The sequence below is a fragment of the Paenibacillus cisolokensis genome (assembly GCF_018403665.1).
Lineage (GTDB): Bacteria > Bacillota > Bacilli > Paenibacillales > Paenibacillaceae > Paenibacillus_AH > Paenibacillus_AH cisolokensis.
Map to the genome: position 1 here is coordinate 16,874 of NZ_BOVJ01000165.1, position 25,685 is coordinate 42,558.

At 58.3% G+C, this 25,685-nt stretch carries 21 protein-coding genes and 5 pseudogenes; 19 read left to right on the forward strand and 7 right to left on the reverse strand.

What is annotated here, in order from left to right:
• Window positions 1–7 precede the first annotated feature (7 nt).
• The 6 genes and pseudogenes from PACILC2_RS21005 to PACILC2_RS21030 all read left to right on the forward strand — a co-directional run bounded on the left by PACILC2_RS21005 (window position 8) and on the right by PACILC2_RS21030 (window position 6,107).
• Window positions 8–1,356 (forward strand): annotated as a pseudogene (locus tag PACILC2_RS21005) (glucose-6-phosphate isomerase).
• Between the two features lie 24 nt (window positions 1,357–1,380).
• Window positions 1,381–2,016 (forward strand): YigZ family protein, encoded by a 636-nt coding sequence (locus PACILC2_RS21010; RefSeq protein ID WP_062495122.1) that lies wholly within the window; start codon window positions 1,381–1,383, stop codon window positions 2,014–2,016.
• A 261-nt stretch (window positions 2,017–2,277) separates the two neighbouring features.
• A complete protein-coding gene (gene cysT / locus PACILC2_RS21015; RefSeq protein WP_280515358.1) occupies window positions 2,278–3,093 on the forward strand; it encodes a sulfate ABC transporter permease subunit CysT in 816 nt (271 codons plus the stop codon).
• Window positions 3,090–3,886: pseudogene (locus tag PACILC2_RS21020) on the forward strand (sulfate ABC transporter permease subunit). Before cysT (PACILC2_RS21015) ends, PACILC2_RS21020 begins: the two are co-directional and overlap by 4 nt.
• Window positions 3,887–3,889: 3 nt before the next feature.
• Window positions 3,890–4,954, forward strand: a complete 1,065-nt coding sequence (locus PACILC2_RS21025) for a sulfate/molybdate ABC transporter ATP-binding protein (protein ID WP_213530642.1) — start codon at window positions 3,890–3,892, stop codon at window positions 4,952–4,954.
• Window positions 4,955–5,036: 82 nt separating this feature from the next.
• A complete protein-coding gene (locus tag PACILC2_RS21030; RefSeq protein ID WP_372447195.1) occupies window positions 5,037–6,107 on the forward strand; it encodes a sulfate ABC transporter substrate-binding protein in 1,071 nt (356 codons plus the stop codon).
• 66 nt (window positions 6,108–6,173) lie between these two features.
• Here the strand turns inward: PACILC2_RS21030 and PACILC2_RS21035 are convergent, their stop codons facing one another.
• A complete protein-coding gene (locus PACILC2_RS21035) occupies window positions 6,174–6,974 on the reverse strand; it encodes a Cof-type HAD-IIB family hydrolase (RefSeq protein WP_062495119.1) in 801 nt (266 codons plus the stop codon).
• A gap of 359 nt (window positions 6,975–7,333) precedes the next feature.
• Here PACILC2_RS21035 and PACILC2_RS21040 point away from each other — a divergent pair, with 359 nt between their 5' ends.
• On the forward strand, window positions 7,334–8,761 hold the full coding sequence (locus PACILC2_RS21040) for a S41 family peptidase (protein WP_213530644.1): 1,428 nt from the start codon (window positions 7,334–7,336) through the stop codon (window positions 8,759–8,761).
• A gap of 232 nt (window positions 8,762–8,993) precedes the next feature.
• On the opposite strand, the gene map is transcribed toward PACILC2_RS21040, so the two are convergent.
• Window positions 8,994–9,743 carry a type I methionyl aminopeptidase gene (gene map, locus PACILC2_RS21045; protein ID WP_213530646.1) on the reverse strand — a complete coding sequence of 250 codons (750 nt, stop codon included), beginning with the start codon at window positions 9,741–9,743 and terminating at the stop codon, window positions 8,994–8,996.
• Window positions 9,744–10,716: 973 nt separating this feature from the next.
• A complete protein-coding gene (locus PACILC2_RS21050; RefSeq protein WP_213530648.1) occupies window positions 10,717–11,505 on the reverse strand; it encodes a DUF4097 family beta strand repeat-containing protein in 789 nt (262 codons plus the stop codon).
• Window positions 11,506–12,020: 515 nt separating this feature from the next.
• Here PACILC2_RS21050 and PACILC2_RS21055 point away from each other — a divergent pair.
• The 7 genes and pseudogenes from PACILC2_RS21055 (at window position 12,021) to PACILC2_RS21085 (ending at window position 16,135) form a co-directional block, all read left to right on the forward strand.
• A complete protein-coding gene (locus PACILC2_RS21055) occupies window positions 12,021–13,061 on the forward strand; it encodes a sulfate ABC transporter substrate-binding protein (RefSeq protein ID WP_062495112.1) in 1,041 nt (346 codons plus the stop codon).
• Window positions 13,062–13,092: 31 nt separating this feature from the next.
• Entirely contained in the window at window positions 13,093–13,926 is an 834-nt protein-coding gene (cysT, locus tag PACILC2_RS21060; RefSeq protein WP_062495110.1) for a sulfate ABC transporter permease subunit CysT, read from the forward strand.
• A 12-nt stretch (window positions 13,927–13,938) separates the two neighbouring features.
• Window positions 13,939–14,822: pseudogene (gene cysW, locus PACILC2_RS21065) on the forward strand (sulfate ABC transporter permease subunit CysW).
• Between the two features lie 59 nt (window positions 14,823–14,881).
• A complete protein-coding gene (locus tag PACILC2_RS21070) occupies window positions 14,882–15,085 on the forward strand; it encodes a YezD family protein (RefSeq protein WP_062495106.1) in 204 nt (67 codons plus the stop codon).
• A gap of 92 nt (window positions 15,086–15,177) precedes the next feature.
• Window positions 15,178–15,387, forward strand: coding sequence for a hypothetical protein (locus PACILC2_RS21075; protein ID WP_213530650.1), 210 nt, complete (start codon window positions 15,178–15,180; stop codon window positions 15,385–15,387).
• On the forward strand, window positions 15,388–15,720 hold the full coding sequence (locus tag PACILC2_RS21080) for a hypothetical protein (RefSeq protein WP_213530651.1): 333 nt from the start codon (window positions 15,388–15,390) through the stop codon (window positions 15,718–15,720). It abuts the gene before it with no gap.
• 31 nt (window positions 15,721–15,751) lie between these two features.
• Window positions 15,752–16,135, forward strand: coding sequence for a VOC family protein (locus PACILC2_RS21085; RefSeq protein WP_213530654.1), 384 nt, complete (start codon window positions 15,752–15,754; stop codon window positions 16,133–16,135).
• Between the two features lie 63 nt (window positions 16,136–16,198).
• Here PACILC2_RS21085 and PACILC2_RS21090 read toward each other — a convergent pair whose 3' ends face one another.
• The 4 genes from PACILC2_RS21090 to PACILC2_RS21105 form a co-directional block, all read right to left on the reverse strand.
• Window positions 16,199–16,486: an FCD domain-containing protein gene (locus tag PACILC2_RS21090; protein WP_372447193.1), complete on the reverse strand. Its 288-nt coding sequence runs from the start codon at window positions 16,484–16,486 to the stop codon at window positions 16,199–16,201.
• Between the two features lie 67 nt (window positions 16,487–16,553).
• Window positions 16,554–17,465, reverse strand: coding sequence for an NADP-dependent oxidoreductase (locus PACILC2_RS21095; protein ID WP_213530674.1), 912 nt, complete (start codon window positions 17,463–17,465; stop codon window positions 16,554–16,556).
• Between the two features lie 82 nt (window positions 17,466–17,547).
• On the reverse strand, window positions 17,548–18,099 hold the full coding sequence (locus PACILC2_RS21100; protein ID WP_213530676.1) for an NADPH-dependent FMN reductase: 552 nt from the start codon (window positions 18,097–18,099) through the stop codon (window positions 17,548–17,550).
• Entirely contained in the window at window positions 18,099–19,454 is a 1,356-nt protein-coding gene (locus PACILC2_RS21105) for an MFS transporter (protein ID WP_213530656.1), read from the reverse strand. The genes PACILC2_RS21100 and PACILC2_RS21105 overlap by 1 nt, the downstream gene beginning before the upstream one ends.
• Window positions 19,455–19,602: 148 nt before the next feature.
• Between PACILC2_RS21105 and PACILC2_RS21110 the strand changes: the two genes are divergently transcribed.
• The 5 genes and pseudogenes from PACILC2_RS21110 to PACILC2_RS21135 all read left to right on the forward strand — a co-directional run bounded on the left by PACILC2_RS21110 (window position 19,603) and on the right by PACILC2_RS21135 (window position 25,628).
• Window positions 19,603–20,538, forward strand: a complete 936-nt coding sequence (locus PACILC2_RS21110; protein WP_213530658.1) for a LysR family transcriptional regulator — start codon at window positions 19,603–19,605, stop codon at window positions 20,536–20,538.
• The gene (locus PACILC2_RS21115; RefSeq protein ID WP_213530660.1) at window positions 20,519–21,205 is read left to right on the forward strand and encodes a ComEC/Rec2 family competence protein; all 687 of its coding nucleotides are present in this window, start codon (window positions 20,519–20,521) and stop codon (window positions 21,203–21,205) included. The genes PACILC2_RS21110 and PACILC2_RS21115 overlap by 20 nt, the downstream gene beginning before the upstream one ends.
• Window positions 21,199–21,474 carry a ComEC/Rec2 family competence protein gene (locus tag PACILC2_RS21120; protein WP_213530662.1) on the forward strand — a complete coding sequence of 92 codons (276 nt, stop codon included), beginning with the start codon at window positions 21,199–21,201 and terminating at the stop codon, window positions 21,472–21,474. The genes PACILC2_RS21115 and PACILC2_RS21120 overlap by 7 nt, the downstream gene beginning before the upstream one ends.
• A 117-nt stretch (window positions 21,475–21,591) precedes the next feature.
• A pseudogene (locus tag PACILC2_RS21125) lies at window positions 21,592–22,646 on the forward strand (LacI family DNA-binding transcriptional regulator).
• A gap of 211 nt (window positions 22,647–22,857) precedes the next feature.
• A pseudogene (locus tag PACILC2_RS21135) lies at window positions 22,858–25,628 on the forward strand (beta-galactosidase).
• Window positions 25,629–25,685: the final 57 nt, after the last annotated feature.

Consider the following 25,685-nt stretch of genomic DNA (forward strand, 5'->3'; position numbering starts at 1 on the left):
CCGATTCATGAGCAAAACGGTCCGTTTCGACTATTCCAAAGCGCTGACGTTCGTCGGCCAGCACGAAATCGATTATTTGGCCGATGCGGTACGCACGGCGCACGATCAGCTTCACAACGGCACTGGCGCAGGTTCCGATTTTCTCGGCTGGATCGATCTGCCGACCAATTACGATAAGGAAGAATTCGCCCGCATCAAGCAGGCGGCGGCCAAAATCCAGTCCGATTCCGACGTGCTCGTCGTGATCGGCATCGGGGGCTCTTATCTCGGCGCGCGCGCCGCGATCGAGATGCTCTCGCATTCCTTCTACAATCTGCTGCCGCAGGACCGCCGCAAGACGCCGCAAGTATTTTTCGCCGGCAACAACATCAGCTCGACGTATGTGGCCCATCTGCTGCAGCTGCTGGAAGGAAAGGACTGGTCGATCAACGTCATCTCCAAATCCGGCACGACGACCGAGCCGGCCATCGCTTTCCGCATTTTCCGCGCCGAGCTGGAGAAGAAGTACGGGAAGGAAGAAGCGCGCAAACGCATCTATGCGACGACGGACAAGGCGCGCGGCGCGCTGAAGAAGCTGGCGACCGAGGAAGGCTACGAATCGTTCGTCATTCCGGACGACGTCGGCGGCCGCTACTCGGTGCTGACCGCCGTCGGCCTGCTGCCGATCGCCGTCGCGGGGATCGACATCGACGCGATGATGAAGGGCGCGGCTGACGCCGCCGCCGAGTATGCGAATCCGAATCTGGCCGAGAACGAAAGCTATCAGTACGCGGCCGTTCGCAACGCGCTGTACCGTAAAGGCAAAACGACGGAAATTCTCGTCAATTACGAGCCGTCGCTGCATTTCTTCTCCGAATGGTGGAAGCAGCTGTACGGGGAGAGCGAAGGGAAAGACCATAAAGGGATTTACCCGGCATCCGTCGATTTCTCAACCGATCTGCACTCGATGGGTCAGTTCATTCAGGAAGGGACCCGCAATCTGTTCGAAACCGTCATTCAGGTCGGCGAAGTGCCCGAACAGATTACGATCGCCGAAGACCCGGACGATCTCGACGGCTTGAACTTTCTCGCCGGCCGCACGATGGATTTTGTCAACAAAAAGGCGTTCGAGGGCACGCTGCTCGCGCACACGGACGGCCAAGTGCCGAATCTGGTCGTGAATATCGCGGATTTGACGCCTTACACGTTCGGCTATCTCGTTTATTTCTTCGAAAAGGCATGCGGCATCAGCGGATATTTGCTCGGCGTCAATCCGTTCGACCAACCGGGTGTGGAGGCTTACAAGAAAACATGTTCGCGCTCCTCGGCAAGCCGGGGTACGAGAAGGAAAAGGCCGCGCTGGAAGCGCGTCTCTAATCGGGGTTCGCGGGGTTCGCGTTGATGGAACTGAATCGGTACAAGACGCTTCGGGCGCAGGGCAGCCGGGAAATCGTCATCCGCAAATCCCGTTTCATCGGCCACGCCAAGCCGGTCCAAACGGAGGAGGAAGCGGTCGCGTTCATCGAAGAGATCAAGAAGCTGCACTGGAACGCGACGCACAACTGTTCCGCCTACGTCGTCGGAGAGCGCGACGAATTTCAGAAGCAGTCCGATGACGGGGAGCCGAGCGGAACGGCCGGCAAGCCGATTCTCGAAGTGATCAAAAATCAGGGATTGAAAAATGTCGTCGTCGTGGTCACCCGCTATTTCGGCGGCATCCTGCTCGGCGCGGGCGGTCTGATCCGCGCCTATACGGACGGGGCGGTGGCGGGCATCGAAGCCGCCGGACCGATCGTCAAGGTGAAGCACAGGGAAGTCAAGGTGACCGTCGATTATACGTGGTACGGCAAAGTGGAGAATGAGCTGCACGGCCGGGGCTACCGGATAGACGGCACCGAATTTACCGACCGTGTGACGATCGTCTGCTTGCCGGAAGAGCCGCAGGCGGAGGCGTTCATCGCCTGGATGACCGACCTGACGCAAGGACAGGCGGAGATCGAGGCAGGCGGCACCGTGTACAAGATCGAGGGCGAATAAAAAGGCGCCCGTTCCGGGCGGCTTCGACAACAGATGGGCTGAAAGCATTCCGAATAAGCTTATTCGGAGGCGCAGCCCATTTTTCTTTGCATATATTAGAAATACCTATTGGAACGATCAAAAAGGCTAATTTGCCGATTGACGGAATAGCCCTTCTTTTGTTACATTATCAATACCAAGTAACTAAATAGGAATTATGAAGTAGTTTTTCGCATGTTCCGATCGATATCGGATGCAGATCTTTAGGGGGTTTACCAGGTCGTGAACGTCAGGCTGAACAGTCGATGGTGGAGCTTCGGATTTCGCAGCGCCATCATGCTCTATTTCGTTATATTGATCGTATTGCCAATCACCGGTATTTATGTGCAGTCGTTTTCGCTCGGTTTGCGGCCGTTTTGGGACAGCGTAAGCAATCCGCTGGCCTGGAAGGCCGTTTTGCTGACGCTCAAGCTCGCGGTCATCGCGACCATCCTCAATATGGCGCTAGGGACGATGGTCGGCTGGGTGCTTGTCCGCTATCGCTTTCCGGGCCGGCGGCTGCTGAACAGTCTGGTGGATCTTCCGTTCGCCTTGCCGACGGCGGTCACCGGGCTCATGATCCTGCTGCTGCTCGGTCCGGGCAGCTTCGTCGGGGAGTGGGCGGGGAAAGCCGGTATCGATATCGTATTTCATGAACCGGCGATCGTCATCGCGATGCTGTTCGTGACGTTTCCTTTTGTCATTCGCGCCGTGCAGCCGCTGCTCGAAGAGATCGATGCCTCGGAGGAGGAAGCTGCTTATACGCTCGGCGCGTCGAAGGCCAGAACGTTCTTCCGCGTCATCTTCCCGTCGATGCTGCCGGGCATATTGAGCGGCGCGATGCTCGCCTTCTCCCGGGCGCTTGCGGAATTCGGCGCGGTCGTGCTGATCGCGGGCAATATTCCGGGCAAGACGCTGGTCGCTTCGGTCTATATATTCGGCGAAATCGAAAGCGACAACCCGCAAGGGGCGGCGGCCGTCTCGATTATACTGCTGACGCTGTCCTTTGCCATTCTGTGGATCGTGAACTACGTGCAAGGCAGGAGGACTAACCGATGAGACGGCTGTGGATTGCGCTGACCTATGCCGTCATCGTGCTGCTATTGGCCGTCCCGCTCGTCAAAATTTTCAGCGGAGCGTGGGCCGACGGCTGGAGCGGCTTTATCGAAGGGCTGACCGGCCGGAAGCGCTGCACGCGCTTATGATGACCGTCATTATTGTTATCATCGTAACGGCGATTAATACCGTGTTCGGCGTCATGCTGGCCTTGTACCTTGTCAGGGCGGATTGGATCGGACAAAAGCTGAAGCGGCTGCTGAACAGCCTGGTCGATCTGCCTTTCGCCGTATCGCCGGTAATCGGCGGACTGATGATCGTGCTGCTGCTCGGACCGAATACCGTCATCGGCGCTCTGCTCGAAGGCGCCGGCTTCAAAGTGGTTTATGCCCTGCCGGGCATGACTCTGGCGACGCTGTTCGTGACGTTTCCGATTATGGTCCGCGAGGTGATGCCGGTGCTGCAGGAAATCGGCGCGCAGCAGGAAGAAGCGGCGTCGACGCTCGGCGCCTACCCATGGTATACGTTCTGGCGCGTCACCTGGCCGTCCATCCGTTGGGGCGTCATCTACGGCGTCGTGCTGACTGTCGCCCGCTCGCTCGGCGAATTCGGCGCGGTGCTTGTCGTTTCGGGCAATATTATTAACAAAACGCAGACGGCAACGACGCTCGTCTACCAGGATGTCGAAAATTTCAACGTTGCCGCGGCAAATGGCGTTGCGCTCGTGCTTGCAGCGTTCTCGGCCTTGCTCCTGCTTATGATGGAATGGGCAAAAAAGCGAAAGGAAGTGCATTAAGGCATGCATATCGAGGTTCGCGGATTAAACAAATCGTTCGGCGATTTTCACGCGGTCAGCGATGTCAGCTTCGAAATTGAAAAGGGCAAGCTGATCGGCCTGCTCGGTCCGAGCGGCGGGGGCAAGACGTCGGTGCTGCGAATGCTGGCGGGTCTGGAAACGCCGACGTCCGGCGACATTCTGTTTCACGGCAAACGGGTCAACGATTTGCCGCCGCAGGAGCGGGGGATCGGGTTTGTATTTCAAAACTACGCGCTGTTCAAGCATATGACGGTGTACGACAACGTCGCCTTCGGACTCAAAGTCAAGAAGCAGCCGAAAGATCGAATCCGGGAGCGCGTCATGTCGCTGCTGGAGCTGACGGGTCTCAAAGGGTTCGAGCACCGCTACCCGCATCAGTTGTCCGGCGGCCAGCGCCAGCGGGTCGCGTTCGCGAGGGCGCTGGCCCCCGAGCCGCAGCTGCTGCTGCTCGACGAGCCGTTCGCGGCCATCGACGCCAAAATTCGGACGGAGCTTCGCACATGGCTCAAGGAATTGATCGACCGGGTCGGCATTACTTCGATTTTCGTCACCCATGACCAGGACGAGGCGATCGAGGTGGCGGACGAAATTATGATCATGAACAAAGGGCGGCTGGAGCAGAAAGGAACGCCCTGGGATATTTATAAAAACCCGGAGACGCCGTTCGTTGCAAGCTTTATCGGGGAATCGACGATCGTTCACGACATCGGCCGGATCAAAGGATTCGAGGAGGCGGCGGTCTGGGAAGGAACGACCGCTCTCATCCGGCCGGAATATATCGAGATCGGCAAGGCGGGCGAAATTCGGCTGCAGTCCGCCACGATGGAAGGGCGTATCCGGCAGCTGCATTTTCGGGGGAGCGAATGGCTTGTCGAGGTCGACGTGAACGGCACGACGCTGAAGACGTACCGTTCTTTGGAGAAAGAGGCGTTTCATCCGGGCGAGGAAGTGAGCGTTCTGGTGCACCGGGCATATCTGTTCAACGAGCGGGACAGCTGGATGATGGAGAACAGGCTGAAGGAAGATCCGATGCCGATTCATATTTAATTTTACTTTTGCGGCGAGAAAGCGTTGTGGAATGATGATAAGGAATCGAGTGAATCGCATATTAAAGCTGGCTTTCGCCTCGCTGCCGTCATCGCCGCCGTTGCTGTCGCTCGCGGCCGTCATTCTGCTGGCGGCGCTTCTGGCGGCCGGCTGCTCGCGCGCGCCGGCGGAGAAGCAGCATGGGGCGATATCCGAAGGCGCGGCAAGCGATGGCGGTGATGTGACCCTGGTGATCGGCGCGTATTCGGTCGTGAAGGATGCGTTCGCGGAGCTGCTGCCGAAATTCAGGGACGAGTGGAAAGCGAAGACCGGACAGACGGTGTCGTTTCAGGAATCGTACGAAGCGTCGGGCACGCAGGCGCGGGCCATCGCCGGCGGCTTCGAGGCCGATGTTGCCGTACTGGCCATGGAAGGCGACATCGACAAAGTGGCGAATGCGGGTTTGATTACGCATAATTGGCGGAATGTCCCGTATGACGGCATGATTACCCGCTCCATCGTCGTCATGGGCACGCGGGAAGGCAATCCGCTCGGCATCCGCGATTGGGAAGATCTGACCCGCAAAGGCGTCAAGGTGCTCTATCCGAACCCGAAAACGTCGGGCGGCGCGCAGTGGGATATTAATGCGATGTACGGAGCCGGGCTGAAGCGTTCCGAGGCCGAGACCGGAAGCAAGGACCCCGCCTACGCCAAAGCGTTCCTCAAGCGGATTCACGCCAACGTCGAGTCGCTCGACAAGAGCGGACGGGCCTCGATGGCCGCTTTCGAATACGGTGTAGGCGATGTGATCGTCACCTACGAGAACGAGCTGCTGGCGCGCATCAAGCAAGGCGTCCCCTACAGCATCGTCGTGCCGGAGGATACGATTCTGATCGAGAATCCCGCCGCCGTCGTCGACAAAAATGTCGATAAGCACGGAACGCGCGAAGTGGCGGAGGCTTTCGTGGAGTTTTTGCGCGGAGAGGAAGCGCAGCGGATACTCGCCGATTACGGGTTCCGTCCGGTGAACGAGAAGGCGGCCGAAGAGGTCAAGGATCGCTACGTCGTGCCGGCCGGGCTGTTCGATATCGGCTATCTCGGAGGTTGGCCGGAAGTGCGCAAGACGCTTTATTCGCCAGAGGGCATCTGGTTTCAAGTGTTGGCCGATCTGTAGCGCTTGCCGGCCGGCGGTCATAACGTCAAACAGGCTCCTCTTGGGAGCCTGTTTGACGTTTCCCGCCTATTCCTGTCCGAGCACGAACTTCTCGATGACGTGCCGCACGCCTTCGTCATTGTTCGAGCGGGTAACGTAATCGGCGATTTCCTTCAAGGCCGGAACGGCGTTATCCATCGCCACGCCGAGTCCGGCGGCCCGGATCATTTCGCTGTCGTTCCACGAATCGCCGATCGCGATCACCTGATCCATGCCGCAGCCGACATGTCCGGCCATAAACCGGAGGGCGTCGCCTTTCGTTCCTTCCTTATGCAGAAACTCCAGAAAATGAGGCTTCGATTTCGTCATATGCACCTTGTCGCCGACGACCGGCCCCAATTGTGCGGCGATCCGGTCAAGCTCTTCCGGGTCGTCGATGATAAGCATTTTCGTGGAAGGCTGCTGCAGCAGCTTGCCGAAATCGGGTTCCACTACATACGGGATGTTGGATATCCGCGAATAACCGCGAACTTTGTCATTGTCTTCCTTCGTATAAAGAACATCGTCGATATAGAGCTGCAGATGCAGCCCGTGCCGCTCGCAATAGCGGTTGATTTCATGCGCGGCATCCGCCGGCACGGAGCGCTCGTACAGCACACGTCCGTCGAACGGGGTTTTGACAAGCGAGCCCTGGTACGTAATGATCGGGACGTTCAGCCCGATCTGCTTCGCGACCTGGGCGGCGGAAGCGAACATGCGGCCGGTGGCAAGCGTAATCGTTACGCCTCTCTCGATCGCGTCGGCCATCGCCCGGCGGGTTCCTTCGGTAACGGTCAAATCGTCGGTCAGCAGCGTATCGTCCACGTCGATGGCAACAAGTCGGTACATGGAAGGTCAAATCTCCTCTCTGTTTTTCGCGCCGTATTCAAAGTATAAGAAAGCATGGTCTCTCTTTGATGAAGCCAGGTTGATTGTAACGAAAATCGGGACCGTCATCAAGGCGGGAGCGGGTTTTGGGGCGATGGCGATTTTATGTGGCGCCTTCCGATGTAGTATAATGGTTCCATATCCGATGGACAACAAACGATGTTCGGCGTTCCGAAACGACTTCGGAACAACTGCAGAACGGTTTGTACGAAGATAGGAACGGAAAAGGCCGATTGCGCCGGCCGCCGGACGATCCGGACGATCCGGGCGAGTCCGGGGCACCGGGCGTTCCGGCGCTGACAGGGACTGGAGATGAGAGAATGCAACGAATCGGAAACGTAAGCCGCCGTCGATCTTTTCTTTGGACGGCAATCGGGATCGCGCTGGTTGCGCTCGGCTTTGTAGGGGGAAGATTGTCGCTGATCGCGCAGCATCCGATCATAGCCGAGCCGGCCTTCCGCAATCTGAGCGCCTCCTATAATGAGATCCGTGCGGATTTTTTAAAGAATACGGACCCTTCCGATCTGATCAACGGAGCGGCGGAAGGGATGGTCGCTTCGCTCGACGATCCGTATTCGCGCTTTTTGTCGAAAGAGAAAGGCAAAGCTTATGTGGAAAGCTACGAGGGCGAGTTTGTCGGGATCGGCGTGACCGTACGACAGGAAGACGGCAAGTTCATTATCACTTCCGTTATTAAGGATGCGCCGGCGGATAAGGCCGGCTTGCGCGCCGAGGACGTCATCGTTCAATTGGAAGGCAAGCCGGTCGAGGTGAAGACGACCGAGGAGCTCGCGCAGAAGCTGCGCGGCAAAGAAGGGACCAAAGTAACGATCGGCATTAGCCGCTCCGGGCTGAGCGAACCGTTTCAGGTGACGCTTACACGGGCGCCGATCAAGCAGGAGTCGGTTTCTTACGAGATGCGGGAAGGCGGCATCGGCGTTGTGACGGTGACGCGGTTCGCCGAGCGGACGGCGGAGGAATTCGACAAAGCGGTAGAAGCGCTGGAGAAAGACGGCATGAAGGCGCTGCTGCTCGATCTGCGCTCCAATCCGGGCGGGCTGCTTACCCCGACGATCGACATTGCAAACCGGCTCATTCCGAAAGACAAGACGATTCTGCAAGTCGTATACAAGGATGAGAAGCGGGTTATTACGTACCGCTCCAAGCAAGAGAAGCCTTGGGAGCTGCCGATCGCGGTTCTGACGGACAGCCACTCGGCGAGCGCTTCGGAAGTGTTGGCGGCCGCTTTGAAGGAATCCGCCGGCGCCACCGTTATCGGCGAAACGACGTACGGCAAAGGCGTCGTTCAACGGTTCAGGCAATTTTATGACGGTTCGGTGCTCAGCCTGACGGAAGCGCAATGGCGGACGCCGAACGGACAATGGATAAATGAGAAGGGCGTCGAGCCCACTATAAAAGTATCGCTTCCCGAATACGCCTCTCTTCCGCCGCTGCCTTCGGGTACGCTGCTGAAGGAAGGATCGTACGGAGAGCATGTCAAAACGCTGCAGTCGATGCTCGAAGCGCTCGGGTATCCTGCGGACGGTACGCCCGGCTTGTTCGACGAGGCGACGAAGCGGTCGCTGGAATCGTTCCAGCGGGATGAGAAGCTGGATGTGACGGGAGAGCTGAACGACCGTACGTCCTACCGCATCGTTCAGCGTTTGAGCGAGAAGCTGAAGAAGGAAGATGCCCCGCTGCTCAAAGGCATCGAAACGTTGAAACAGCAGCTGGGAGCGCGTACCTGAGCGGCCGCAGCAGCATGCCGGCAAGCCGTTTGCCGCAATGCGCGCGAAGATTCGCGCCGGGGCGGAGGAGCGCCTCCGTCTTGCGGCCGTTTGCATTAGGGCCGGCAGGGACGGCTTCCGTATTTTTGCCGGAATGTTTGTTTTCATCCGCTTCGCCGGCGCGGCGAAGGGCCGCACACGCCATAAGCAAGGCATGCCGGACGCATATGCAATCCGGCATGCCTTGCTTTGCTTACCCCTGATCGGTCAAGACGACCGGACCGTCCTCCGTAATCGCCACCGTATGTTCGTATTGAGCGGACAGCTTGCCGTCGACCGTCCGCGCCGTCCATCCGTCGGCATCGATGAGCATGTGGTAAGTGCCTTCGTTGATCATCGGCTCGATCGTCAGCACCATGCCTTCTTTCAGCCGAAAACCTTTGCCCGGTTTGCCGATATGCGGGAAGCTGGGCTCTTCGTGTATTTCCCTGCCTATGCCGTGACCGAGCAGATCGCGCACGACGGAGAATCCGTTGGACTCGGCATGATTCTGGATGACGCTCATGACGTCGCCGATCCGGTTGCCGACGACGGCCTGGCGGATGCCGAGCTCCAGACATTCCCGAGTGACCCGCATCAGCTTCTCCGCCTGCTTGGAAATCCGGCCTACCGCGTAGGTCCAAGCGGAATCGGCGGCCCACCCGTCGAGCTGCGCCACCGTATCGATGGTGACGATATCGCCTTCCTTGAGCGGCGTCCGGTTCGGAAAACCGTGGGCGATGACGTCGTTGACCGAGGCGCAGGTGGCGAACGGATAGCCTTTGTAGCCGATCGTCATCGGTATTCCTCCGCGCTCGCGGATGAAGCGTTCCATAAAGGCGTCGATTTCCAGCGTGGTGACCCCCGGCTGAATCATCGGGGCCATCGCTTTGTGACATTCGGCGACGAGCTGCCCGGCCTTTTTCATCCGTTCGATTTGTTCCGGCGTTTTTAATGTAATCAAGCTTCACATTCTCCTTTCTAAATCATGATCTTGGCTGACTTGCTCAAAAGCCGTAGGCCGAAGAAAGTTTATGTTAGATCATCATACGCTACACGGTTGCGGTTTGCAACGATGGCAACTGCAACCTAAACAAGCAGCCGGACAAGGGCTGTCCCTTGTCCGGCTGCTTGTCTAACCGGCGCCAGTTTACGTTCTCTTCGGTCCGTCGGAGCGCCTGTCTTCCGTCTCATCGTCACCGGTCCGCCGGAGCGCCTGTCTTCCGTCTCATCGTTTCCGGTCCGCCGGAGCGCCTGTCTTCCGTCTCATCATCTCCGGTCCGCCGGAGCGCCTTGTTTTCCGTCTCATCATCTCCGGTGCGTCGGTATGTTCCGCCTCAGCGTCCCCCGTCTTCCGGCAGATTGCTTTGGCGAATACTGCAAAAGTGCAGGAATTTTGGACCGAATAGATGACTATGGCGTGAAATCCTGCAAAATACAGTATTTTTTAGTGATTTTCCCATATATGGATTGAATGCACCAAAAAACTGTATTATAGCAGCAATTTTCACGTTTTGGTTATTTTTCGCCCGGAAAAACTGCACTTTTGCAGCATTGTTCATTTATAAGGTGTTTATCTTCCTTTCTGATGCCGGCCTACCACGGAGCCGAAGTAAAGCAATTTCGCAAACGGTGGCAGTTCACAGCGGGAATGGCGGGAACGAAAAGGCCCTTGAGGTTCGCAAACAGGCGCATGGCGGGGGTGGTGCGCCGGAATAAGGACTTGGAGATTCGCAAACAGGCACATGGCGAGGGTTGGTGCGAACGAAGAAAAACTGGAGGTTTGCAAACGGGCGCCCAGCGGGAATGGAGCGAGCGAATAAAACCTGGGGGTTCGCAATGCGGGGCGCATGGCCCGTGGGTGGCGGCTCGAGCGAATTAAGGCCCTGGCTGCAGCGTCCTCAGACTGGGACGACGGAGTCGTTTCTGCTTGTCGTCTATTTCAGCGTGAAATTTCCCGAACCCGTACGCACGTATAATTGCACCTCGCCGGAGCCGAACGAGCCTTTGACGACATCGCGCTCATCCGATTCCTGCTCGTACACGAAGCCGTCCCATTGAATTCGGCCCTGACCGGAACCGCCGCGGTAATCGACGTGCAGCGATTCCGGACGTTCGGCAAGTTTGACGGTCACATTGCCGCTGCCGGTTTTAAGATCCGCATCGTGCAGCAATTCGCGGGTTTCGACAAGAATATTTCCCGATCCGACCTTTCCTTTGATTTCGGCCTGCCCGTCAATCAGCTTCACATTGCCGCTGCCCGCGTCAAAAGCCAACGAATCGGTTTCGAGCCCATCGATCGTAATATTGCCGCTGCCCGTTTCAACGTCCACCGTATTCCATTGTTTTTCCGGTAGGGTTACGTCCAGGGTAACATTGGTGAAATTGAAGAAGAACCAGAATTTTTCGGGCATCTCCAAGCCCAGCTCAAGCGTATCGCCTTGCTGTTCGACATGAAGGTCGATATTGTCCGCATAATGGCGCCCCGCGCTTCCTTGCAAACGTACATACGCTTGTTCCGACTCGCCTTTGACAATTCGCACGTTGGCGCTGTCCGTATGGATCCGAATATGTTCAACCGCCCCCACATCGACGGCTTTCTCGATATTCACCTCGCGCGACAGCAAGGCTCCTATGCGGTGCAGCGAAATATCGCCTCCCGACCAGACGTGATACAAGCCGGCTACTCCTGCGATTACCAAAATAATCCCAAACAATCTTCTCATCTTCCGATTTCTCCTTGCTCCGACATTTTTCTTCTTACCGAACACGCCGTCCCGATTTCTATAAAACAGTGTAGCATCAGCGCCGGTATGCCAAACACCGGCTCCCGAATGAGATTTGCACCCGTCTCAGGTCCAGGAACAAGGCTTGCCGCGTGATGGGCATTCACCTACTTCCGCTCCGATGAGTAGTATAGGTTCGAGGGAGATTCAATTCGGGAGGTGCCTGTATGGGATGCAAGTGGAATCCGGAGTTCGCACCTGCGTCGAGGATGTCGATCCGGGCGGCGGCAGGAGTGGCGCGGTTTATACGGGCAATTGTCGCAAGTGGAGGGCGGTTTCCGGTTTTGGGGCAGCTTGGGATAACCTATAGGAAGCAAAAAAAACGTTGACAATCCAAAAAGCGGCTGATATGATTTATATACCCAACTAAAAAGGTAGGAATACACGTTTATGCGACCGGACGACCGTAGTAGACAATGTGAACTTATCCGCCATTATTTTGAGAGGTGTTATTCGTGAGCGCATTTTCCTCCGCTCGTCTTTTTGTTATCATCCTTGCATTTTCGCTGGCGCTGACCGCTTGCGGATCCGCCAACGAAGAGTCCGGATCTGGCGGCGGTTCCGTGGAAATTGTGAATGTATCCTACGATCCGACCCGCGAATTTTACGTCGAGTATAACGAAGCATTTGCAAAGCATTGGAAAGAGGAGACCGGGCAGACTGTGACCTTCAAGCAGTCGCACGGCGGCTCCGGTAAGCAAGCCCGCACGGTCATTGACGGTCTGAAGGCCGACGTTGTCACGCTGGCGCTCGGCTACGACATCGATGCGATTGCCGATGCCGGACTGATCGAACCGGATTGGCAGCAGCAGTTCGAAAACAACAGTTCGCCGTACACGTCGACGATCGTGTTCCTGGTGCGCAAGGGCAATCCGAAAGGCATCAAGGATTGGGACGATCTGATCAAACCGGACGTCGAGGTTATTACGCCGAATCCGAAGACGTCGGGAGGCGCGCGCTGGAACTATTTGGCCGCATGGGGCTATGCGCTCAAGCAGAACGGCAATGACGAAGCGAAAGCGAGAGAGTTTTTGAGCGCGTTGTTCAAGAACGTGCCGGTGCTCGATTCCGGCGCCCGCGGAGCGACGACGACGTTCGTCGAGCGCAAAATCGGAGACGTGCTGCTCGCCTGGGAGAACGAAGCGCTCCTGTCTCTTGAGGAATTCGGGGAAGACGAGTTTGAAATCGTGACGCCGTCGATCAGCATTCTCGCGGAGCCGCCGGTGGCGATCGTCGACAAGAACGTCGATGCGAGAGGTACGCGCGAAGTGGCCGAAGCCTATCTCCAATACTTGTACTCGGAAGAAGGCCAGGATCTGGCCGGGAAAAATCATTATCGTCCGACGCTGCCGGCCGTTGCCGAGAAATATGCCGATAAATTCCAAACGGTCGAGCTTCTTCAGATCGACCGGGATTTCGGCGGATGGCGCGAAGCGCAGCAGAAGCATTTTGACGATGGCGGCATCTTCGACCAAATTTATGTGCCGGGTTCATAAGGCGGCGGGGGAATAAGGGAGCTGACTTCACATGAAAGGTTCCAAATCGAAGAACGTCTTGCCCGGCTTCGGATTGTCCATGGGTTTTACGATTTTCTATCTCTGCCTGATCGTGTTGATTCCGCTTGCCGGCGTGTTCATTAAGACGGCCGGATTGTCGTGGAGCGAATTTTGGGATGCCGTTGCGAATCCCCGGGTGCTGGCGTCATATCGCGTCAGCTTCCTGACTGCGCTGTTCGCGGCGGCGGTCAATGTAGTGTTCGGACTGCTGGTCGCCTGGGTCCTTGTCCGGTATCGATTTCCGGGCAAGAAGATCGTGGACAGTCTGGTCGATTTGCCGTTTGCGCTGCCGACCGCCGTGGCCGGCGTCGCACTGACGGCGATCTATGCGCCGAACGGTTGGATCGGCCAGTATGCCGAACGACTGGGCCTTTCGATCGCCTTCACGCCGCTTGGCATTACGATCGCACTGATGTTCATCGGCCTTCCGTTCGTCGTCCGCACCGTTCAGCCGGTGCTGCAGGATTTGGAGAAGGAGGTGGAGGAGGCGGCCGTCATGCTGGGCGCATATCGCTTCCGCACATTCCGCAGCGTCATCCTGCCGGAGCTTGTGCCGGCGCTTCTGACCGGATTCGCGCTCGCTTTCGCAAGAGGGATCGGCGAATACGGGTCGGTCGTATTCATCTCCGGCAATATGCCGATGCGAACGGAAATTGCGCCGCTGCTCATCATGACGAAGCTCGAACAGTACGATTATATGGGTGCGACCGCGATCGCTCTCGTTATGCTGGTCGTGTCGTTTCTGATGCTGCTTCTCATCAATTATTTGCAGTGGCGGGCGAATCGCCACACGACGACTTCATAAGGAGGGACGCCGATGGCAGGAGCCGTTACCGCGCATTTGTCGCCCGAATCGGCGAATCGTCCGAAGCATATTACGGAATCGGCGCCGGTAAGATGGATTTTGATCGCTGTCGCCTTACTGTTTTTGACATTCATCGTCGGCTTGCCGCTAATTACCGTATTTGTCGAAGCGTTCAAAAAAGGCGTCGGGGTTTACATCGCATCCATCACCGAGAAAGACGCATTGTCCGCCCTGCGGCTCACGCTCTTGACTGCTGCGATCGCCGTGCCGTTGAATACCGTATTCGGCATTGCCGCCGCCTGGGCGATCACGAAATTCCGGTTTCGCGGGAAAATGCGCTGATCACGCTCATCGACTTGCCGTTCTCCGTATCTCCGGTCATTGCCGGGCTGATCTACGTGCTGCTGTTCGGCGCACACGGATTTCTCGGTCCTTGGCTGGACGAACGAAACATTCAGATCATCTTTGCGCTGCCGGGCATCGTGCTCGCGACCGTCTTCGTCACTTTCCCGTTCGTCGCCAGGGAGCTTATCCCGCTGATGCAGGCGCAGGGCGTACAGGAAGAAGAAGCGGCGGCCAGCCTCGGGGCCAAAGGATGGCAAATTTTCCGCTACGTTACGCTGCCGAACATCAAGTGGGGCCTGCTGTATGGCATCATTCTCTGCAATGCGCGGGCGATGGGCGAGTTCGGAGCGGTATCCGTCGTCTCCGGCCATATCCGCGGCGAGACGAACACGCTGCCGCTGCATGTGGAAATTTTATATAACGAATATCAATTTTCGGCGTCGTTCGCCGTTTCTTCCTTGCTGGTCTTGCTGGCCGTTGCAACGCTGATCGCGAAGGCGGTTATCGAGCGTAAATCGGCCGCGCGCCCTAACGTAGAAGAAAAGACTTGACCGGGGCGCGCCGCAGTATCGGGCAACGGGGCTTCAAACAAAGTTAGGAGGCGAAAAGCATGGCAAAGGCTTTGAAAGTTGACCAAGTGATACTGGAACGGATTTTGGAGCGGGTAAACGGCTTGGAATACGGATCGGTTGTCATTACGGTTCATGACGGCAAGATCGTTCAGATCGACCGTACAGAGCGCAAACGGTACAATGACCATGATACGCCTGCCGTCAGCACCGGGAATCAGAAGGACTTATTGTCGCTCAATTAACCGGGTTCGTCCCGTGCCGGCGATCGCGAGGCGCGTTCGCCGCCGAACGATATTCCGTGTATGACAGGCGCTTCCCCGGCGACGGCGAGAAGATGAAGCCTGGCCCGGACCATGCGGCCTGCGGTTCGCTGCCGAAGCTGTGGTCCATTGCCGAAACGGCCGTCAGGCTGCCGTTCGCCGTCATCAACGATGCGCGGCGGCAGCCCGTTTCCCGAACGGCCGCCGCCGGCCAGGGCCGTGGCCGTGGCCGGCCGGAATCGCCTCCTTCGCAGCATCAGCAGCAACAATCGAAGCCCTTGTAAGTGCGGCGCGGCATTTTCGACAATCCGGCGCCGTACAGCACTCTCTTTCCGTCAACCGGCGTCCCGTATCGGGAGCATGCCGTCCAGCGGCGCAATCGGCTGGACGGCTGCTCGATCGAACCGAAAGATGATGCAGTCTATGGCCAGATCTTCAACAAGGTGCCTGTAAACGCCATTTCTCATCCATCGCATATTCTCTTCTCTCGACCCCTCCTATTCCTGAACGGATCGGCCTCCGCCGCGGCACTGCCGCGGTTCGAATTAACATCCGCCGAAATGCCCTTCGCCTTTATGGAGCGTAAACCAGTCCCTTCGGACGAATGTATGGTATGATGACAGCAAAAAAGGTAAAGGATGTGGGAAGATGGTACAGCATGAAGGGATTCATCATGTCAGTCTGATCGTGACCGACTTGCAGAGGGCGAAGGCGTTTTATGAGGAAGTGCTCGGGTTAAAGACGATTGAGCGGCCGCCTTTCGACTTTCCGGGGGAGTGGTACGCGGTCGGCGATACCGGTCAGCAGCTGCATCTGATCGTCCATAACGGGGAAACGAAGCGTACGGGCGGAATCGATACGCGCGACGGGCACTTTGCCATACGCGTCCGCGATTTCGATGAAACGGTCGACTGGCTGCGCCGGAAAGGAATCGAGCATACGGCCAACCGGGACAGCGTAACCGGGTTCGCCCAAATTTTTCTGCTCGATCCCGACCGTAACGTAATCGAGCTGAACGCGGCGAAAAAATGAAGCGACCCTGAAATACCGCGGGGCGGGGCGGCAGCAGGGAGTCGGACGGTACCCGCCGGCCGATTACCGGCGCAGCAGATGCAGACAGAAATCGAGATCGGCCTGCAAATGCTCCTGCATTTGCCGCTCCGCCCTGTTTCCGTCATGCGCCTTGATCGATTCGTATATTTCCTCGTGTTCGTCGATCAGGAACGGGCGCTTATGGTAGACGACCGTTCGGCGGAACAGATAAATAATCGACTGCATCCGGTCGATAATATGGATAATCTCGGGATTGTTGCTCGCCTGTACGATGATATCGTGATATAAACAACGATGGCTTAAATAACATTGATTTTCGGAAAACGGCAAAAATGCCCGGCATTCCTCGCTATTGAGGAATGCCGGGCATTTTTTGTCGGATCTCTCTGCGCCGCCGTCAATCGATAGTCAGCACAACTTTGCCGCGGCCGTGTCCGCTCTCGACATCCCGATGGGCGTCGGCCGCCCGGTGCAAAGGATAGACGCTGCGGATATGGACCTTGAGGCTTCCCCGTTCGTGCATGGCGATCAGCTCGGCAAGCCGGGCTGCGGTTCGCTGGCTTCGGAGCCACTGTATGCCGAGCGCTTCGGCGCGGTCGTAGGCGACGATCGTGCCGATCCGGCTGCGGTCGGCGACCAGTGCGAGCGACGCGTCCACCGCATCGCCCCCGGCGGCGTCAAGCGCCGCGCTTACGCCGTCCGGCGCGAGCGCTCTGACTCTGTCGGCCAATCCTTCCCCGTAACGGACCGGGATCGCGCCGAGCAAACGAATATAGTCATGGTTCGCCTCGCTTGCCGTGCCGATGACGCTCGCTCCCCAGGCCCGGGCGAGCTGAACCGCCATCGATCCGACGCCGCCGGCGGCGGCATGGATCAGCACGGTATCGCCCGGTCCGACGCCCAGCGCCTGCAGCGCGGTATGCGCGGTCTGACCGGAGGCCGACAGCGCGCCGGCCGCTTCCCAGGCCATGCCGGGCGGCTTCCGGACGATCTGGTCGGCGCTGACCGTCACATATTCGGCGTAACAGCCGAGCGTCCGAAAGCCGAGCACCTCGTCGCCGACGGCGAAGTCGTCGACCCCGTCCCCGACCTGGTCGACAATGCCCGCGAATTCATTGCCTAATATTAGCGGGAAACGGATCTCTGCGCCGGGCGGCGTCCAACCGCCGCGCGCTGCCGTGTCCGCGGGTTGAACGCCGGCAGCTTTGACGCGGACCCGCACCTCGCCCGCCCGCACCTCGGGCGCATCGAATTCCATGACGCGCAGCGCATCGGCCGGACCGAATGCGGTGATGGCCGCCGCTTTCATTCGAATCGCCTTTTTCATTTCTCCTCAACCTTTCTCCGGCGGTTGGCCTGCCGTATGGTATGAAACCGATCGCAACCGGACCTTATGCTTCGACTTGCCGATCGCTCCGAAGCGCCAGCGTCAAAGCGACGAACCGGTCGACCGCGCGTTCGACCCGCTCTCTCGTCTTCTCGTCGGCCGGTGCGCCGTCGGGACCGAAACGGCGGAATTCTCCTCCGATCGAGATCCATTCCGGACAATTGACGCCGTGCAAATTGCGCACGATGCTCTGCAGGTGAGTGAGCGAGCTGACGCCGACCGGTCCGCCCGAGGAGCTTGCGACGAGCACCGGTTTTCCCGATACGTGGCTGATCTCGATGTAATCCAATGCGTTCTTCAGCACCCCGGAGACCGATCCGTGATATTCGGGGGTCGCCAGAATCAGGCCGTCCGCCTCGCGGACCGCTTCCAGCAAAATCCGGACGTTCGGATCGGCATCTCCGGCATCGGGCGAATAGAGCGGCAGCGGCAGCCGGTGCAAGTCGATCAGCTCCGCCCGGATGTTCCGGGCCGCCAGCCTGTCGCCGATATGCCGGAGCAGAAGCGTACTGGTGGCGTTCCGGCGGTTGCTGCCGGCAATCATCGCGATTTTGATCATTTCGTTTTCCCCCCTAACAATCTGTAATAAAGCAGCATGAGGATCACGACGAGCAGGGCGAGAACCAAATAAAGATTGCTGTATACGGGAGCGGGGGTATGAGCGCTTAGCGGATTCCATACCGCCGCCGCTCCCTGGTCGACGATTCGGCTGTACACGCCGGTGGCGACCGCTCCGCTCATAAAGTTCAGCATCGATAGAAGTCCCATGCCGACGCCGCTCTGCTCCTTCGGCACCATTCGGGAAATCGCATTGGAAAGGGCGATTAGCATGAACGAAAGTCCCACGTTGCCGAATATGAGAAAGATGGAGACGAGAACCGGAGACACGGTTGCGAACGACGACATCAGCACGAAGCAAGTAAGCAGCGACGCGGCGGCCGTACAGAACAGAAAGGTGTTGCCTTTCGTATCCGCCATTTTGCCGCCATGTCTTCCCAGAATGGCGGTCGCGACGGCGGCCGGCACCATGACGAAGCCGACGAGCCCCGGCGCAAGACGGTTGACATCGGTCAACAGCTGCGGGCTCAAAAAGACAAGCGAATACCCGATGCCGGTGCTGAGGAAGGCGATCGCAAGTCCGGTCGAATAGCCTTTGTTCCGGAACAGCCCGGGGCGGATGAACGGTTCCGGCGCCGAACGGATGCGGATGGCGAACAAGACGAGCAGCAGACAGCCGGGAATAAAGGCCCATCCTCCTCCCGTAATCGCGATCAGCAGGAAGGCGACCGTGCCGGCCAGCAGTCCGCCGCCGAGCCAGTCGATGCGTTCTTCGCCGGCCTGGCGGTTGTCGTCCAAATTTTTGCGATAGAACGGAATAGCGATCAGCGTGAACATCGGCAGTATGAACAGCCACCGCCAATGGACGAAACTGATCGCCAGGGCGGCGGCAACGGGACCGATTGCGCTCCCGATCGCAAGCCCGGTCATCGTGATGCCGAGGGCCCGCCCTCTTGTTTCCGCGGGGAAATACTTGACCGGAATAATAGAAGCCGTCGCCGGAATGACCGCTGCGCCGGCCGCCTGCAAAATCCGTCCGAGCAGCACCGACCAATACGCCTCGGCGGCCAGTCCGACGACCGATCCGAGGGCGAATACGGCAAGCCCGACCGCGACGAGATGTTTTAGTTTGTAAATGTCGGCCAGTTTCCCGTATATGACCGTTCCGATCGCATAGATGAGCAGATAGGCCGACGTGACCCAACTGACCTGCGAGACCGACAGCGCGAATTCGGCCCGAATTTCGGGCAGCGCAATATTGAACATCGTCGCGTTCATGACCGATATGACAAGCGTGAAAGCCAGAATAAGGAGCAGCTTTTCACGATTCGGCTTTTCTGCCGCAACTTCCATGACACTTCTCTCTCCTTTGTCTCCGAATCGTTAACGCGAAATAACGTGACTTGCTGGCTTTATTGTATAATGGACTGTAAATAAACAAAAATATATTTTCAATCATATGTTATATATACCGAAGTATATAAGCGAAGGAGAGAACGAGATGGAACTGCTGCAGCTGCAATATTTTCGAACGGTGGCTCGGTTGGAGCATATCACGAAAGCGGCCCAGGAGCTGCGGATCGCACAGCCCGCGCTCAGCAAGACGATCGCCAGACTGGAGGAAGATATCGGGGTGCCGCTGTTCGACCGGCACGGCAGGCAAATACGGCTTAATTCGTACGGCAAGGCGTTTCTGGAACGGGTGGAAGCGGCGCTCATGCTGCTGGAAGAGGGGCGAAAAGAAGTATCCGAGCTTGCCGGACTGGAGCATGGCGGCATCCATCTGGCGACGTCGACACTGGATCGGCTGGCGGAACCGATCGGAAAATTTCTGGCTCTTCATCCGAAAGTGCAGTTCCGGATTACCCAGGCTTCCTTGAAGGAAATGGCGCAGCTTGTCGAAACGGGCGAGGTCGACCTGTGCTTTACGCCGCTGCCGACGGACCGGACCGGAATTCAGACTGAACTTCGCGCGATAGCTGTGCTGAGCGAGGAGGTATACCTGGCCGTTCCGCCCGACCATCGGCTGGCGAAGCGGAAAAGCATCCGGCTAAGCGAGGTCGCGAGCGAACGGTTTATCGGGTACAAGGAAGGGATTCCGTTTCAGCAGATGAACGAAGATTTTTTCCGGGCGGCCGGTTTTACGCCCAATTTCGTCTGCCGGGTAGACGAACCTTCGGCCATCTCCAGCCTTATCCAGGCGGGACTGGGCGTTGGGCTTGTCGGCAATTGCGCAGGTCCGAACAATTCTTTGCATATACTGCGCATCGAGCAGCCGGTTTGCCGCCGGCATTTTCATCTCGTGTGGCATGAACGGCGGTATCTTTCTGTTGCCGCACGCCAATTCAGGGATTTTGTGGTACAGTATTTTAGGGAACGGAAGCAGACCCCTCATATGGAATCGGAGGCGAAATCAGTTGAACGAGCAATGGTTTGACGCGCATGCCGGGTACTGCAAAATTCATGCGTTCGATCTCAATACGCGGGATCGTGTGCCGCTCGGCATTCCCGAATCGAATCCGGCGGACAGCTTCCTGATCAGCGCGTATGACGGCAGCGGGGTTCGCCATGTGCTGCTCGATGCGGGGAAGAAGGGACAGGCGGCGAGCGTCATTATCCCTTATCTGAAGGCGAACGGCATTCGCACGATCGACCGGCTCATTCTGTCCCATCCGCATAATGATCATTTTGGCGGCATGATCGATCTGCTGCGGGATCCGGCGTTGACGGTCCGGGAGTTTCTGTACTCGCCGATCTCCGAGTCGGCGATGGCGCATTGCGATTTGGGGGAACCGAACATCGCGTTATGGAACGAGCTGCACGAGCTTATGCGGGCATGCGGCCAGAACGTGACGCGGATCGGAGAATCGCATATCGGCAGCACGATTCGCATTAACGACGATCTTGGCTTCGATGTCATTGCCGTGCCGGACGAGTCGTTCGTGCAAGAGGGCGCGCGGGTCAACCTGAACAACCTGAATCTGGTTCTCAAGATGAAGTACAGGCGGTTTACCGCGCTTTTTCCCGGCGATTGCGGAGCGGTGCAAGCGGAATCGATTATGCGTTCCGGCCAGTACGGGGAAGTAAAAACATCTTTTTGCTGAAAGCGGCGCATCATGGCGGCAACGAATCGACGACGCCGGAGTTCGTCGCAGCCTGCAACCCGCAAATCGTCATCATTCCCTGCAATTCGCTTATCGCGGAAGAACGTCCGGCCTTTATCCGAAATTTGCACGAATTCGGCCGCCGCGGCGCCAAAGTGTACAGATGCGACCATTACCGCGACATCGATATTGCCACTGACGGCAGGACCGTGCAATGTCTGGGACGGACGGATACTTTTGTCGAGCATACCGTATTTCGTCTCCATTGAGAGGGGGGGTTCACGGTTTTCGGCCGGACGGCCGGATGTTCAATGGCCGCGAAGTCTGTTATGCTGCATGGGCAAGGACGCCTGCATAATTTTCGTAACGTAAGAGGGTGAACGGAAATGAAGACGGTTACCGTATACGACATTGCCAGGGAAGCCAACGTCTCGGTTGCGACGGTATCGCGCGTGCTCAACAACACGGCGCCGGTCAAGAAAGCGACCCGGGACCGGATCATGGAGCTGATTCACAAGCACCAGTTTCAGCCGAACGCGCTGGCCAGAAGTTTGCTCAAGAAGGAAACGGGCATGATCGGCATTATACTGCCGGACATTACGAATCCGTTCTTCCCCGCGGTGCTTGCCGGCGTAGAACAGGAGGCGAGGAGCAGAGGATACACGTTCTTCCTGTGCGATACGGTTTCCACGAACCGCGATTCCGCGGACCAGTACGTGCGCGAATCCCAATATTTGAGCCTCCTTATGGAGAAGCAGGTCGACGGCATTATTATGATCGGGGGGCGCATCAATCTGGCCCGGCCGGACAAGGAAATGGTTCAGGAGGTGGTGGAAGCGGGGAAGCGGGTGCCGATTTTGCTCCTTAACGGCAATTTGCCCGGTGGCGGATTGTATCGCATCTACACCGACGAAACGGAAGGGGCGGAACTGGCGACGCAGCATCTGATCGAGCTCGGTCACCGGGACATCGCGTTCGTCGGGGGGTATCGGCACATGTCGAATACGATCCAGCGTCAGCAAGGCTTCACGAAAACGATGCGCAGGCACGGCCTGCAGATCCGCCGGGAATGGATATTGGACGGCGGATTCTCGGTAGAAAGCGGCAAGGCGTTGATGGAGCGGCTTCTTCGCGGCTCCGAACGGCCGACGGCGGTTTTTGCGCCAACGACCTGGTGGCGATCGGCGCATTGAAGACGGCCCATAAAGCCGGGCTCAGGGTGCCGGAGGATCTGTCGCTCGTCGGCTTCGACGATATTCCGTACGCCTCAAACAGCATTCCGGAGCTTACGAGCGTTTCGCTAAAATGCCACGAGCTTGGCCGGACGTCGGCGGAGCTGCTGCACCGTCTCATTACCCGGGACAAAGTGAAAAAGAATACGAAATTAAGGCCGGAACTGATCGTCAGGGAATCGACCGCTCCGCCCGGAAAACGGAGGTGAAACGAAATTTTTCCAAACGCATTGACAACGCTTTCACTGTCAAATAAAATCAAGTTACATCGAGGCGGAGCACAATTGCGGAACAAAATGAAACCCGTTTCATTCATGTTAATGAAACCCGTTACATACACAATTATGAAATGGGTTTCATCGGTAGCGCCCAACAAGCGGATTGGGAGGGAGCGATTTGAGCAAGGCTGTCGAAGGAAGAATGAACGTGCGGTTTGAAACGGATGCCGTCCGGATCGGCGGCGAGCCCCTGATTTTGCTATGCGCCTCGCTGTTTTATTTCCGTATCCCGAGGCTGCTCTGGAAAGAACGGATGGAACAGTTGAAAGCGATCGGCTACAACAGTATCGATGTGTATTTTCCATGGAATTACCACGAGCTGCGGGAAGGAGAGTGGGATTTTGAGGGCGAGCGGGACGCGGACGCTTTTTTGAAGCTCGCGGCCGAGACGGGACTGTGGGTGGTGGCCAGACCCGGACCGTACATCTGCTCCGAATGGGACGGAGGCGGATTGCCCGCCTATCTGCTTGCCCGGCCGAATCTCCGTCTGCGCGACAACGACGCCCGCTTTTGCGCGACGTATCCCGGTGGTTCGACCGGATTATGCCGATTCTGAAGGCGAACCAGGCGGGGGAAGGGGGAACGGTGATCGCCGTTCAACTGGATAACGAGCTCGACTTTTACGGTTGCGGGGACCCGCGCGGATATATGTCCGCCTTGCGGGACATGGCGCTCGAATGCGGCATTACCGTACCGCTTTTCGCTTGCGCGGGCCAGGGCGGGATCGTCCAGGCGACCGGGCTGGCGGACGGGGTTATGCCGACATGCAATTTTTACCCGGATAATCGCGATCCCGAGCTGGAGGCGAAGGTGCTTCATTACCGGGCGTTGCTGGAAGAACGGGGATATCCGCTGCTCGTAACGGAAACGAACCGGTCGCACACGCTGCTCCGGCGCCTCCTATCCTGCGGCGTGAAGCTGTTAGGTCCGTATTTGCAAGTGTCCGGCACCGATTTCGGCTTTACGAACGCGACGAACAATTGGGGCCGGCCGCTCGCCTTCCTGACAAGCGACTACGACTTCGGGGGGATGATTTCGCCCGAAGGGCATATCCGGGAGGAAGCTTACGAGGGGAGACTGCTGAGCCGGCTGATCGCGGCTTACGGCGCTCCGCTTGCGCGGGCGGCTGCGGCCGGCGTCCGGCCGGCGCTGGCCGGGCAAGCCGTCGGCGTCGCCGGTCCGGCGGCGCTGAAGCTGCACGGCGGCGGGAGCCTCCTGTTCTTGACGAACTTGACCGATGACGACAAGACCGTAACGGCAGCGGTGCCGGGGGCGGAAGAAGCGGGCCGCGAACCGGCCACAATTACGATTCCGGCGGGGAAGTCGGTCGCGTTGCCGTACGGCGTGCCGCTCTCCATCTGGGGGTTCGCGGGAACGATCGTAAGCTCGACGGCCGAACTGCACATGGCCGTTACCGGAACAGAAGGCGCGGCGCTCGCCTTCCATGCCGAAGGCGAAGGAACGGTCGTGCTGCGCCTGGAGGAGCCGGCCGTAATTGCGGCGGAGCATGCATCCGCCATCCGGCGGGACGGCGACGTGGTCGTAACGTTCGATTCCGGCCGGGAGGCGCGCTGCCTTATCCGGTTTCAGGACGGCCGGTTGCTCAGGCTCATCATGACAAATAGATTGAAAGCGCTCTATATGGATGAATTAAAAGAGGATGGGTCGGTCCGTCTAGTCAAGCCTCCGCAGCGTTCGAATGCGGCGGAACAGGCGGTGCAGGAATGGAGGCGCTGCGATGTCCCGCCCGCGCTGCCGACAGCCGGCCCGGACGGCTGTAAAAAGCTGGCGTCGCCCTCATGGCTGGAGACGGAAGGCATATACAGGGGCTATGCATGGTATGGGGCGACGGTGCCGTCCCGCCCGGGCAGGCCGCCGGTGAAGGGCGTGCTGATCCGCCGGGGCAGCGATGTCATTTCGCTGTATGCGGACGGCCGTTACGCCGGAACCGTCGTACCCGGCGGGAGCAGCCGCTATGTGCCGCTCGCTGCGGAAGCGCCGGTCGAACGTCTTGCGGCCCGCACTGAAATATGGGGTCATTCGAACTTCGACGATATCCGCCTTCCCGGCTTGCGGCTGTCGGCCATGAAAGGAATGAAAGGGATGGCGGCCATTACGGACGTTCGCAACGTGTCGGGCAACTGGCGGGTGCGGCGGACTGCCGGCCCTGCCGGTCAAGCGGAGCCGGAGGACGGCATCGACAGCGGCCTGCTGCCGGTCGTCTCGTTCGGAGGCTGGCTGTCGGCGGACCATCCCGCTCGCGAATGCTACAGCCGCACGGTTCCGACATCGGAAGCCGCCGATTCCTGGACGCTGCACTTCGATGGGCTGCAATCGCTCGTTCGCTTGTATGTGAACGGCCGGGATACCGGCGAGGTGAATCCGTTCGATCCTTATGTCGACATTACGCCCTATGTCGTCCCGGGCCGGCCTGTGAAGCTGACCGTTTACGCCGAGAGAATGCTCGGTCTGCCCGCCGGAAAGGTGCTGCTGTACGAAGGGGTGGAGGCGGCGGATTGGACGCTCGGCGCAGCCGGAGAGCGGGAACTGTTGGCGCAGGCGGTAGATGTGCGGGACAGAGCCGCGCTCGCGGAGTTCCCGCTTGAGCTCGAACCGGGCGGCACGGCCTGGCTGTACGGCACATGCGATAATTCCGCGGGCGGGAAAGGGTGGCGCGTCCGTGTCGACGGCAGCGGCCTGAAGCTGACCGTCTGGATGGAAGGGCGCATCGTCGGCCGCATATGGACGCCTGGCGGCGACGCAAGGCCGATCATGACCGGGGGCAGCCCGGATACGTTCTACCTGCCGGGCGTATGGTTCCGGGATCGCCGCGCGGAGCTTTGCCTGTGGCTGGAGGCGGTGGACCGCAGCCGTCCCGGACGGCTGAACGCGTTAACGTTCGTTTCGGTATGACCATAAAGAAATCGCAATGGCGAGCAAGGAGGGATGAGATGGACACGGCTGTAAAGG

Bases quoted from the DNA above. Each gene is read 5' to 3' on its own strand.
- cysT (WP_062495110.1), top strand. From the start codon at position 13,093: ATGAAAGGTTCCAAATCGAAGAACGTCTTGCCCGGCTTCGGATTGTCC.
- PACILC2_RS21110 (WP_213530658.1), top strand. From the start codon at position 19,603: ATGGAACTGCTGCAGCTGCAATATTTTCGAACGGTGGCTCGGTTGGAG.
- PACILC2_RS21070 (WP_062495106.1), top strand. From the start codon at position 14,882: ATGGCAAAGGCTTTGAAAGTTGACCAAGTGATACTGGAACGGATTTTG.
- PACILC2_RS21010 (WP_062495122.1), top strand. From the start codon at position 1,381: ATGGAACTGAATCGGTACAAGACGCTTCGGGCGCAGGGCAGCCGGGAA.
- PACILC2_RS21095 (WP_213530674.1), bottom strand. From the start codon at position 17,465: ATGAAAGCGGCGGCCATCACCGCATTCGGTCCGGCCGATGCGCTGCGC.
- PACILC2_RS21025 (WP_213530642.1), top strand. From the start codon at position 3,890: ATGCATATCGAGGTTCGCGGATTAAACAAATCGTTCGGCGATTTTCAC.
- PACILC2_RS21040 (WP_213530644.1), top strand. From the start codon at position 7,334: ATGCAACGAATCGGAAACGTAAGCCGCCGTCGATCTTTTCTTTGGACG.
- PACILC2_RS21050 (WP_213530648.1), bottom strand. From the start codon at position 11,505: ATGAGAAGATTGTTTGGGATTATTTTGGTAATCGCAGGAGTAGCCGGC.
- PACILC2_RS21085 (WP_213530654.1), top strand. From the start codon at position 15,752: ATGGTACAGCATGAAGGGATTCATCATGTCAGTCTGATCGTGACCGAC.
- PACILC2_RS21035 (WP_062495119.1), bottom strand. From the start codon at position 6,974: ATGTACCGACTTGTTGCCATCGACGTGGACGATACGCTGCTGACCGAC.
- PACILC2_RS21105 (WP_213530656.1), bottom strand. From the start codon at position 19,454: ATGGAAGTTGCGGCAGAAAAGCCGAATCGTGAAAAGCTGCTCCTTATT.
- PACILC2_RS21075 (WP_213530650.1), top strand. From the start codon at position 15,178: ATGAAGCCTGGCCCGGACCATGCGGCCTGCGGTTCGCTGCCGAAGCTG.